The organism is Oleiphilus sp. HI0066, from assembly GCF_001635725.1.
In genome coordinates this window covers 1-752 of record NZ_LWFH01000194.1, presented here as the reverse complement: position 1 = coordinate 752, position 752 = coordinate 1, and the positions used below count along the sequence as shown (strand labels likewise).

Sequence of the window (752 nt, the reverse complement as noted above, 5' to 3'; positions counted from 1 at the left end):
GTACCGACGTATTCCTGTAGCGCAAATTGGTGCGAAGGTGGCTTGGTGGTTCCGCCTATCATCATACCCGTACGATCTTTTACAAACTTGTATGTGCCCGTAAACCCAAATTCTTTAATCATTGTGCCGATCAGTTTAATCGGTGGTACAGCTGCAACCGCAGAAAAAAACACAGGGCCTTCCGCTTCGACCATTAATGCTTTAGCCGCATCACTCATATTTTCGGGTGATAAATCTGCATTACCAGTTAGGCAAGAAACTTCCTGAGCAATTAAGCCGGTATCGCAGATAAGATCCGCACCAATTTGCGCTACAGGAATACGTCGGTACCCGCCCGTTAATGGGTCTAGATTTGGGCGCGGAGGAATAGGTAGAGAGAGAAGCGATTGCCAAGAGGTATTCATCAAGCCAAACATTAGACGTATTTTTTCTGCATACGGGGACTTGTCATAGTGATGTAAAATAATCGACTCGGTCATTTAATTTCTTCCTTAAGGTCGCACATAGATGATGGTTATTTTTCGATTTATTTGATTACGTGTAACTCACGAGGGAATAGACTAACCTCGTAGAGGATTTTGGCATAGCCTTAATTTGCCAGACCGGCCTATATTAAAACGTAAGATCCTGCCTCATAGATTTGAAAGTACTCAGTGAAAATCGGTAAACGCTTAAGTGCGATAAAACAGCATGCACGGCTGCATCACTATGACCATATATGGGATTGCTGCTGCGATCATGGTTTGTTAGGT

General features: G+C 43.6%; 1 protein-coding gene. It reads right to left on the bottom strand.

All coding sequences use genetic code 11. From position 1 onward, the window contains the following. The coding region (locus tag A3738_RS03125; protein WP_369819760.1) for a glutathione S-transferase N-terminal domain-containing protein at positions 1-479 on the bottom strand (479 nt) is incomplete at its 3' end. Between the last annotated feature and the right edge of the window lie 273 nt (positions 480-752).